This window comes from Synechococcus sp. B60.1 (assembly GCF_047462555.1).
In the GTDB taxonomy this organism is placed as follows: Bacteria; Cyanobacteriota; Cyanobacteriia; order Thermostichales; family Thermostichaceae; genus Thermostichus.
The window spans coordinates 15310-24690 of sequence record NZ_JANSJN010000032.1 but is presented as its reverse complement, the minus strand read 5'-3'; the positions used below and the strand labels follow the sequence as shown (position 1 = coordinate 24690).

Genomic DNA, 9381 nt, shown 5'->3' with positions numbered 1-9381 from the left:
TCCAGTGATCCCCCTCAGAGGTATGAGCAATATCCCTCCTACCCAAATCCACGCCCATTGCCTTGACGGCGTGCTCCGGTTCCGGCACCTCAGATTCCACGCCAATCTGGATGAAGGAGGAACCGTCTTGGCGTTTGACCAACGTGGCTGCTTTGGGATGAGAGCCTGTGAGCCTGCCCCGCTAGTAGGAGCCAACATCCAGCTCAAAGCGTTCGCGTCTCTCAACGGTGGTCAGCGACACCGTCCAGTCCCTCTCCCGGAAAGAGAAGATGCGGGCATCGTAGGTAACAAAGCCAGACTTGAACGCCTTGACGGGACGGTTTTTCTGCTGGGCAAGCTTGCGGGCACCGGCTAACCGTCGGAACACTTGTTGAGTGAGATTACTGGACAGCCCGAAGCGTGCACGGACTTCGCGATAGCATAAGAAGTGGAGCTTGACAAGGTTGGCTATATTCTCTGGCGTGTTTTGGTTGACCCAGTAAGGCCTCCGGCCCGCGGGCGCGAGGAGTGCTTGTGCAAAAGCAGACAAGGTCGCATCCAGCTTGGCGGCTTGTGACGCAGACACCTTGAGCTTGCAGGAGATAGTCAGGACTTGGGTCATGCCAAGCCTATTAGCGTTATCCCTCCCCGCCGTATAGACGCTGGAGTATCCAGCGCATTCAGATGACCCCTGTTGAGCGTGCCCAGTGGCTGAAGGGGCAAACCCTGTTTCAAAGCCTGGCGCTGGAGAGCTTGTATCCTCTGGCGGAGCACCTCCAGGAGCAACCCTTTTGCCAAGGAGAGGTTTTGGCGGAGGCAGGAACCACCCCGGCTGGGATCCAGATTTTGCTAGAGGGGCGCTGGGAAGAACGGGATCCCCATTCCGGGGAGGTTCTCAACCTGCTGCCTGGCGCGGTGGCTCATCTGGGGGAAGTCCTGGCGGAGCAGCCGCTGCGGCGGGATCTGGTGGCCGTTTCCCCAGGGATCCGGGGTTGGATCCCGGCTGCGGTGGTACGTCGTTGGCTGGCAGAGCACTCGGGGCAATTGGCCGAGGCTCTGGCCCAGGCTCAAGAGCGCCTCAGCTACGAGCAGGAGCGGCAAGTGGCTTTGCGCCCCTACCTGGTGCCGAAGGTGGAGCGGGGGATCGTCGGCTCCAGCCGCTATGCGGTGCGCCTGCGGCAGCAGATTAAAGAGGCAGCCCAGAGCAGCAAGCCGGTGTTGATCTTTGGGGAGCCGGGCCTGGAAAAAGACAACGTCGCCGCCCTGATCCATTTTGGATCCCCGCGGCGGCGCCAGCCCATGATCAAGGTGGATTGCAGCGCCCTGCAGGCCAGTGGGGCAGACTTGTTCGGACGGGCGGGGGGCAAACCGGGGTTGCTGGAGTGGCTGGGAGAGGGCACGCTGCTGTTGAACAACCTGCATGAGCTGCCCGCCGAGCTGATGCCCAAGTTGCTGCGCCTGCTGGAGACGGGATCCTACACCCCTGTGCAGCGGGGGGAAGGGGATCCGGGAGAGGAGCGCCCCTGTCGCTGTCGTCTGCTGATGGTGTCAGAACGGCCCATCCCCGCCCTCGACCCCTGGGTGATGGCCATCAAAGTGCCGCCGCTGCGGGTGCGCAAGGCCGATATCAAAGCCATGGCCGACTATTTTCTCAGCCTCTACAGCCGCCGGCGCGGGATCCCCAAGCCCAAGCTCTCGCCGGAGGCGCTGCGCCGCTTGCAGAGCTACGACTTTCCCGGCAACTCGCGGGAGCTGCGCAGCCTGGTCGAGCGGGCGGCAGTGCAGGCCGCGGGGGCGAGCGTGCTGGGGGAAGAGGTGTTTTGGGCTTCCCAGCCTCGGGGCAAGCGGTTTCGCCTCAACCTGCTCAACGCCTATCCTCGCTTGCGTCGCCTGCTGCGCAGCCCTTGGTGGCCGGATCGCCTCAACTACGGCCTGGTGCTGCCTCTCTACACGCTGGTGGTGTTTCTCCTCTTCTGGGGGCCTCAGGATCGGGCCCACAATGTGGGGTTGAATCTTTTCTGGGCCTGGTGGTGGCCGGTGGTGCTGCTGGTGTTCCCCTTTTTGGGGCGGGTGTGGTGCGCCATCTGCCCCTTCATGATCTACGGGGAGCTGGTTCAGCGGCTATCTTTGTGGCTTTGGCCGCGGCAGTTGCGGAAATGGCCGCGACAGCCGGCGGAGCGCTGGGGGGGCTGGGTGCTGTTTGCCGGGTTCGCGTTGATTTTCCTGTGGGAGGAGATCTGGGATCTGCCCAACACGGCTTACCTGTCGGGGTGGCTGCTGCTGCTGATTACCGCCGGAGCGGTGGTCTGCTCACTGGTGTTTGAGCGGCGGTTTTGGTGTCGCTACCTCTGCCCGATTGGGGGCATGAACGGCCTTTATGCCAAGCTCTCGATGACGGAGCTGCGGGCCCAGCAGGGCACCTGTTTGGCAGAATGCACCACCTACCAGTGCTACAAAGGTGGGCCCGAGAAAGGGGAAGGCATGGCGACGGGAGGCTGTCCTCTCTACTCCCATCCGGCGCAACTGCAAGACAACAAAGATTGCGTCCTCTGCATGACTTGTCTCAAGGCTTGTCCCCATCGCTCGGTGGAGTTCAACCTGCGCCCGCCTGGGATCGAGCTGTGGACCACCCATACGCCGCGCACCTCTGAAACTGCCCTGTTGCTGTTGCTGCTGGGGGGCATCTATCTCCATTGCCTGCCCCAGATAGCGGAGCGCCTCTCCTGCTGGGGCTTGCGCTGGGATCTACGGCAGTTTTGGCCCCACCTGGGGGCTGCCTTGCTGGCTTTGAGCCTCCCCAGCCTCGTGCCCTTGGCAGCCTGGGGGCTGGCGGGGCTGGCCTATAAGCTAGGCCAGGGGACGCGACCCCGACCCTTTGCGGAGATGATCTACGGCTATTTGCCGCTGGTTTTGGGAGGAACGTTGGCCTTCTATTGGCCCCTGTTTTTGACGGAGGCAGGCCAGGTGCTGCCGGTAACTTGGGCAACTTTCTTCCAGACGGGATCCGCTCTTCCCGTGCTGTGGCAGGCCCACCCAGCGGTGATCCAGTTTCTTCAGGGATCCACCCTGATCCTGGCTTTGCTCCTGTCGTGGGCCCTCACCGGCAAAATTGCCCGCCGCAGTTTGCAGTGGCCCTACCATCTGGCCGCCCTAGGGCTGGAGGTGAGCTTGTGGCAGGTGCTGGGAATTTGATTTCAACCCCTTTCCCCGACAGGGGGCAGCGGATCCCAGGTATCTTGCCAGCGCAAAGCCGCTTGCCGTAGCTGCGCCAAGTTGGCTGATCCGGTGCAAAAAGCGGCGATCCTCAGCTCCTCGATTACGGCCCGGAAGCTGTCCACCACCGCCTGGGCCCGCCCTTGGAAGACGGCGTGGAGAGCGGGAGCGGCCATGCCGACCACATCGGCCCCCAAGCGGATGGCTTTGGCTGCATCGATGCCAGTGCGGATGCCGCCGCTGGCCACCAGAGGCAGGTTGGGCAGGAAGCGGCGGATTTCCAGCAGAGCCAAGGCTGTCGGGATCCCCCAGTCCCGGAAGCTGTGGGCAATGCGTTTCTTGAGGGGATCCCTTTGGCGATGGGCTTCCACCTCGCTCCAGCTCGTCCCCCCTGCCCCGGCCACATCCAGGGCGGACACACCACACTCGGCCAGCCGCCGGGCTACTTGGGCGCTGAGACCATTGCCCACTTCCTTGACCAGCACTGGCACCGGCAACTGGTTCACCAACTGCTCGATGCGGCAATAGAGGTTGCGCCAATCGCGATCCCCCTGGGGCTGAACCGCCTCCTGCAGTGGGTTGAGGTGCAAAATCAGCGCATCTGCCTCGATCATCTCCACCGCCCGCCGCGCCTGCTCCAGCCCATAGCCGTAGTTGAGCTGCACAGCGCCCAGGTTGGCCAAAAGCAGAATATCCGGAGCTACTTGCCGCACCTGGTAAGTCCGGGCCAGCTCCGGGTGTTCTAGAGCTGCCCGCTGGGATCCCACCCCCATGGCAATGCCCAGCTCTTGAGCGGCAGCCGCCAGGTACAGGTTCAACTCCTGGGCAGTGTCTGTCCCCCCGGTCATGCTGCTAATCAGCAGAGGGGCCTGCAGGCGCTTTCCCAGAAACTGGCAACTGAGATCGATCTCCGGCAGCAGCAGCTCCGGCAACGCCACATGCTCGAAGAAAAAGCGCTCAAAGCCGGTGCGGATCCCTTTGGCGTTGACGTCCTGCTGCAAAACAATGTCTAGGTGATCCTGCTTACGTTCGGAGATAGGGGATGGAGAATCGGCCATGGTCTGGATAGAGGGTTGTCCAACCGGTAGCGGGCGAACAACATTGTCCGAAGGTGGCCCGCTGTCTATGATGAGGGCGGGATCCAACCTAGTAGCCATGCAACCTTTGCACATCTTGCTGGCAGAAGGCAACCCTCATCTGCGCAGCTTGCTGGGTTGGCATCTGCAACAGGCGCAGCACCGGGTTTGGGAAGCGGAGACCATTCGCCAGGCCAAAACCCTGCTGCAACAGCAGCCTGTCCACCTCTTGATTTTGGATGCGGAGCTGTCCAGCCGTGCCGGGCTCCAACTATGCCGCTGGGCGCATCGCCATTGCGATGTGTTGATTTTGCTCCTCTCCCAACGGGGATCCGAAGCCGACATCATCGCTGGGCTGGAGGCAGGCGCAGACGACTACCTCACCAAGCCCCTTAGCCTGCCCCTTCTGGATGCCCACATTCAGGCCCTGACCCGTCGGCTGTGGCGCAGCCTTCCCCCCACCTTCCTGCAGTATGGGGATCTGAAAATCGATCTGGTGCAGCGGCGCGTCACCCTGGCCGGTCAAGGCATCGACCTCACCCCGCAGGAGTTTAGCCTACTGATGGTGCTGATCCAGGCCGATGGGGATCCTCTCTCGCGGCAAGAGCTGCTGGAGCGGGCTTGGCCCGATTCCACCGCCAACCCCCGCACCGTCGATACCCACATCCTCTCCCTACGCAAAAAACTAGAGGGGAATCCGCACCAACCCCGCCTCATTCACACTGTGCGCCAGGTTGGCTACTGCTTTGGCCTAAAGCCGCCTCCTCCGTCGCAGCAGCCGAGTCGAGCCAGCGGCGCAGCTGCTCCAGGATCTGGGCTTCCACAGCGGCGTCGTAGAGCCGCAAAGTTAGGCGAGGCACCCGCAAGGAAGCGGTAATTCGCCCTGCCGGCAGATCCAACCACACCAGCTGTTTTTGAAAGCAGCGGCAGGTGGCCCCTATCTCCTGCGCCAGCTCTTCCACCTCCGGCCAGCTCAGGCAGCGCGGCAGCAGCAGGTCTGTGGCCCAGCCCCTTCCACACTCTCGCCGCCTCAGGATGCGCACCTGCATGGATCCCTAAATCCGCTCGGCGTAGAACTCACACCAGGGATCCCCTTTCTCTCTGGCTTTGGTCTCCTTCCCGTAAAACAGCCCACCCCGCTGGAAGAGGCGGTTGTAGAAGACTTGATCCAGAATCGGCTTCTGCTGAATGTTGCCGTTGTAAACCAGGTTCATCAGCGCCGGCACCGCCCCTTGGGCAAAATAGCAGCTCGGATAGTCTGCCCGTGGGTAGGAAGCCAAAAAGTAGTTGGTCTCGTAGTTGCCGTCAATAGCCACCCGGCAGGAATGATCGCTCACCACCTCCAAAGCCTGCCAACGACCGAACCCCAAGCTGCTGGTTACGGCATAGGCCCCGTGGATCCAGTCGGTATCCTTTTCCAGCATTGGCCCCACAAGGGTTTCCCACTCCAGCGACTCCATGATGTTGCCCAAGGTGTAGAAGACACAGACATGGCCCGATTCGCGCACCAGATCCTCTGCCACCTGCTGCAGACCGGGTTGCACTGCTTTCAGCTCTTCCAAAAAGCGGTACTGGATGCGGTTGTAGTAATTGGCAGGCATGCGCGTGAGCAGCACGTTGAAGGCGCGAATCTGCCCCCGTTCATCTCCTGCCAAAGGCAGGCTCCACAGAGCTTCGTTGACCGCGTCATAGTCCACCGCTGTTATCGGCTTGGGCAGATCGGCTGGACGTTCAATGAGCTTGCCCATGCCGGGGCTAGGAACCAAAGTCTGAGGCCGTGGCAGCCGAGTAGCCTGGATCAGGCAGCGATCCTTGCGCGTAACCGCCATGCACTCCGTTTCCTCTGCTGTGTAGCTGCCCAGCTCGCCAAAAGTGGCATCCAGCGCCGCTGCCACATAGCCCACGGCTAGATGATCGATGGGACGAGTGCGGTTAGCCTGATCCCCGTACTTGCTCAGCCAGCCTTCTGCGTAGTGGGAGTGGGTGAGCTGGGCTTCGCCGCCGCTGGGGCTGGCCTGCAGCTCCAGTCGCCCCAAGCCGAGAAAGCCGAATAACTGGCACGCCACCGCCAGCCGCTCCGCTGCCTGCTGCACTCCCAAGGTTTTAAAAGCGCCCTGGAGCAAGCTGTAGAAAATCTCCTGAGCTGCCGTACGCAGGATGCTCACCCCATCGATCCAGTCGGGATCCTCAATGGTCTGCTGCAGAAATAGGTTGTAGTGGTGGCAGTGGAAAATCACCGGCTCGCCAAAGAGAGAGAGCAGCTTGCGAGCGCGGTCAAGGCGTAAATGCTCCAACATAGATGGCCTGATCTCGAGGGGATAGGAAGGGACAACAGTTAACAACTCCCACAACTTTAGCCTTTAGCTAGGCAAGGCAATCGGCAGATGTTCTCTGCCCAAAAGATCGGCCACCGCTTTGTAGAGAATGCGCAGCTCCTGTCGGTTCAGGGTGCCTTTTTCAAGGCGGTTGCGGTCAATGCCCGTTTTCAGGGACAAGCGCAGCATGACAAAGTTGGGATCCGGAGCGTAGCGCTTGGTGTAGCTAATCAAAGCCTGAGCAGTGGATAGAGTGTCGTCTTGAACAGGGGGCAGCAGTGGTTTGCCGTCGATGAGGATGGCCTTAATCCGGTCTGAAATCGCCTTGAGGTCGGTGATGGAACGGGTCAGAAACAAAACAAAGTAGGGGCTTTTGGGAAAGGCTTTGATGACAACCCGCAACGCCGGAGTACCTGCCAAAAGGTAGTCCGCCTCTTGGCCGGGGCTAACGGTTTGACAAAGGCGGCTATTGGCCTGCAACAAGTCGCCGGCGTAGGTGCCTAAACGTTCTAGGGCTTGCTCCTCTTGGGAGTCGCTGGCATAGGTTACTTTGGCTACTGTGGCACCGTCAGTGACCCGCCCTATCAAGACGGCAATGAGGCCAGGGAGTCCAGCAATATGCTGCTCAATGACACTTTGCAGGGTGCGGACAGCCATGCTCTCCTCTGAGGTTAAGACTAGGTTATCCCCTTATTGTAGCGATTAGGAAGCCTAACCTACGAATGTTTACTGATGTTAACGAAGCTCCCCGAGGAGGCTCAGCCCTCGCGCCACGGATCCCAGTTCTCATGAAATTTGCCTTCCAGAATGGCCTGGCGCATTCTTTGGGTGTAGCGCACGAGCTCCGTGATGTTGTGGATGGAAAGCAGAGTGTAGCCCAGGATCTCTTGGGCGCGGATGAGGTGGCACAAATAGGCGCGGCTGAAGTGGCGGCAGGTGTAGCAAGGGCACTCAGGATCGATGGGATCCAGGCTGCGGCGGTGTTCGGCATTCTTGATGTTCCAGCGTTGGCCGCGGCTGATCACGGTGCCGTGGCGGGCATAGCGCGTGGGAATGACACAGTCAAACAAGTCCACGCCGGCAGCCACTGCCGCCCGCATCTCGGCATAGGTGCCCACCCCCATGAGATAACGGGGGCGATCGGCTGGCAAGAGGGGGGCTGTTTGTCGCACCACCGCGTGCATTAGCTCCACCGGCTCTCCTACGCTGACGCCGCCGATGGCATAGCCGGGTAGATCCAGCCGACAGACTTCTTCCGCTGCCTGCCGACGCAGCTCCGGGTAAACCCCCCCCTGAACAATGCCAAACAAAGCCTGATCGGAGCGGCGGTGGGCTTCCACGCAGCGCTTCAGCCATTGAGTAGTCCGCCGCACCGCTGCTGCCACCGCCTCAGGGCTGGCAGGATAGGGCGGACACTCGTCAAAAGCCATGATGATGTCTGCCCCCAAAGCATTTTGGATCTGGATGGAGAGCTCAGGAGTGAAGTGAATAATTCGCCCATCGTAAGGCGAGCGAAACGTTACCCCTTCCTCGTCGATCTGGCGGATGGCGCTGAGGCTAAAAACTTGAAAGCCGCCTGAATCCGTGAGGATGGGACCGGGCCAGCCCATGAAGTGGTGCAGGCCCCCCGCTGCTTGAATGATCTCTTCGCCGGGTCGTAGGTGCAGATGATAGGTGTTGCTGAGAATAATGTGGGCGCCGGTTTCCTTGAGTTGAGCAGGCGTGAGGGTTTTCACATTGGCCAGCGTTCCCACCGGCATAAAGCAGGGGGTTGGGATCTCGCCGTGGGGGGTAATGAAATAGCCGGCCCGCGCCTGCGTGTTGGGGCAGGTGCCCTCGCAAACAAAAGTAAAAGCCGCCAAGGTTAGCGTTCTGGATCCACTGCGTGCGCAGCCGAGCTTAGCATAAGAGTCGGATCCCCTTCTAAAGCCCCCCAGCCCTTGACAGGGATCCCCTTTCTTGGGCATGCTTATAGATCGCCGCGGAACTGGCGGAATGGTAGACGCGCTAGATTCAGGTTCTAGTGGCAGCAATGCCATCGGGGTTCAAGTCCCCGGTTCCGCATTCTTTTGGCTTGGTTGCTACCTACTCCATCACCTCAACGTAGAGCAAGCTCTAAAAGAATCTTGCTTGGCTGCAGAACTCCTGTGAGGCCGGCAAAGGCCGTAACTTTTAGAGAGTCAGCTCTTTTTCGATTTGGGAGAGCTTGATACGAGCAAGAGCCAAGTTGCCTTTCTCTCGATCCAAAGCCAGATAGAAAAATAGCCCAGGTATGTGCTTAAGTAGATACATCAGGTGATACTGAGTCTCCAGAATAATAAGTATCTCTTCGATTCTGTCGGTGAACTTAAGAGACTCTGCAACTCGCATCTTGGCGCGGATCACCTCTGTGTTTCCGGCAATGGCCAACTCCAGATTAGCTTCGGGAAAGGCAGGGCTGTTGGTGCCCTTAAACCCCAGACACATTCCGGTCTTCCAGTCCCCCAAAGCGACGCCCAGTGCCCCGTCAATGGTGAGAGCCTTCACCAGACTGTCTTGAAGCTTGTTCATAAGGCTGCCCTATCCCAGAAGCTTGATCCTAAAGTGCGTCCGACCATGATAGGCCCTTCATTAGGAAGTTTCAACTTAAAAATACTAGAACTTGTTTATTATTAAGATAAGTACAACTAAATGCTAAATGCGTTAAGCGAGAGTCGTCGAGATTTTCTTGCCTTTACGTGCATCTGTATAGCTTCTTGAAAGCCAAGTCCCTGAGATCACGCTGGCTTTCTATGAAAACAAGGGCATCTCCCCCAAGG

At 59.8% G+C, this 9381-nt stretch carries 7 protein-coding genes, 1 tRNA gene and 1 pseudogene; 3 read left to right on the top strand and 6 right to left on the bottom strand.

Annotation, left to right across the window (positions count from 1 at the left end):
- Window positions 1–601 (bottom strand): annotated as a pseudogene (locus NW863_RS05375) (RNA-guided endonuclease TnpB family protein); the annotation flags it as partial.
- A gap of 62 nt (window positions 602–663) precedes the next feature.
- Between NW863_RS05375 and NW863_RS05370 the strand changes: the two are divergent.
- Window positions 664–3171, top strand: coding sequence for a sigma 54-interacting transcriptional regulator (locus NW863_RS05370; RefSeq protein ID WP_414365020.1), 2508 nt, complete (start codon window positions 664–666; stop codon window positions 3169–3171).
- A 2-nt stretch (window positions 3172–3173) separates the two neighbouring features.
- On the opposite strand, the gene fni is transcribed toward NW863_RS05370, so the two are convergent.
- Complete coding sequence (fni, locus tag NW863_RS05365) at window positions 3174–4250, bottom strand: type 2 isopentenyl-diphosphate Delta-isomerase (RefSeq protein WP_414365021.1); 1077 nt, start codon at window positions 4248–4250, stop codon at window positions 3174–3176.
- 97 nt (window positions 4251–4347) lie between these two features.
- Between fni and NW863_RS05360 the strand changes: the two genes are divergently transcribed.
- Window positions 4348–5145 (top strand): response regulator transcription factor, encoded by a 798-nt coding sequence (locus NW863_RS05360; RefSeq protein ID WP_414365018.1) that lies wholly within the window; start codon window positions 4348–4350, stop codon window positions 5143–5145.
- A 178-nt stretch (window positions 5146–5323) separates the two neighbouring features.
- Here the strand turns inward: NW863_RS05360 and NW863_RS05355 are convergent, their stop codons facing one another.
- The 3 genes from NW863_RS05355 to tgt form a co-directional block, all read right to left on the bottom strand.
- Window positions 5324–6565, bottom strand: a complete 1242-nt coding sequence (locus NW863_RS05355; protein WP_414365016.1) for a hypothetical protein — start codon at window positions 6563–6565, stop codon at window positions 5324–5326.
- 63 nt (window positions 6566–6628) lie between these two features.
- Window positions 6629–7240 carry a hypothetical protein gene (locus NW863_RS05350; RefSeq protein ID WP_414365014.1) on the bottom strand — a complete coding sequence of 204 codons (612 nt, stop codon included), beginning with the start codon at window positions 7238–7240 and terminating at the stop codon, window positions 6629–6631.
- 101 nt (window positions 7241–7341) lie between these two features.
- Window positions 7342–8445: a tRNA guanosine(34) transglycosylase Tgt gene (tgt, locus tag NW863_RS05345; RefSeq protein ID WP_414365013.1), complete on the bottom strand. Its 1104-nt coding sequence runs from the start codon at window positions 8443–8445 to the stop codon at window positions 7342–7344.
- Between the two features lie 119 nt (window positions 8446–8564).
- Between tgt and NW863_RS05340 the strand changes: the two genes are divergently transcribed.
- Window positions 8565–8647 (top strand) — tRNA-Leu (locus NW863_RS05340).
- Window positions 8648–8755: 108 nt separating this feature from the next.
- Here NW863_RS05340 and NW863_RS05335 read toward each other — a convergent pair.
- A complete protein-coding gene (locus NW863_RS05335; RefSeq protein WP_414333939.1) occupies window positions 8756–9133 on the bottom strand; it encodes a hypothetical protein in 378 nt (125 codons plus the stop codon).
- Between the last annotated feature and the right edge of the window lie 248 nt (window positions 9134–9381).

Excerpts from the sequence above, each read along its gene's own strand:
- NW863_RS05370 (WP_414365020.1), top strand. The coding sequence starts at position 664 with ATGACCCCTGTTGAGCGTGCCCAGTGGCTGAAGGGGCAAACCCTGTTT.
- fni (WP_414365021.1), bottom strand. The coding sequence starts at position 4,250 with ATGGCCGATTCTCCATCCCCTATCTCCGAACGTAAGCAGGATCACCTA.
- NW863_RS05360 (WP_414365018.1), top strand. The coding sequence starts at position 4,348 with ATGCAACCTTTGCACATCTTGCTGGCAGAAGGCAACCCTCATCTGCGC.
- NW863_RS05355 (WP_414365016.1), bottom strand. The coding sequence starts at position 6,565 with ATGTTGGAGCATTTACGCCTTGACCGCGCTCGCAAGCTGCTCTCTCTC.
- NW863_RS05350 (WP_414365014.1), bottom strand. The coding sequence starts at position 7,240 with ATGGCTGTCCGCACCCTGCAAAGTGTCATTGAGCAGCATATTGCTGGA.
- NW863_RS05335 (WP_414333939.1), bottom strand. The coding sequence starts at position 9,133 with ATGAACAAGCTTCAAGACAGTCTGGTGAAGGCTCTCACCATTGACGGG.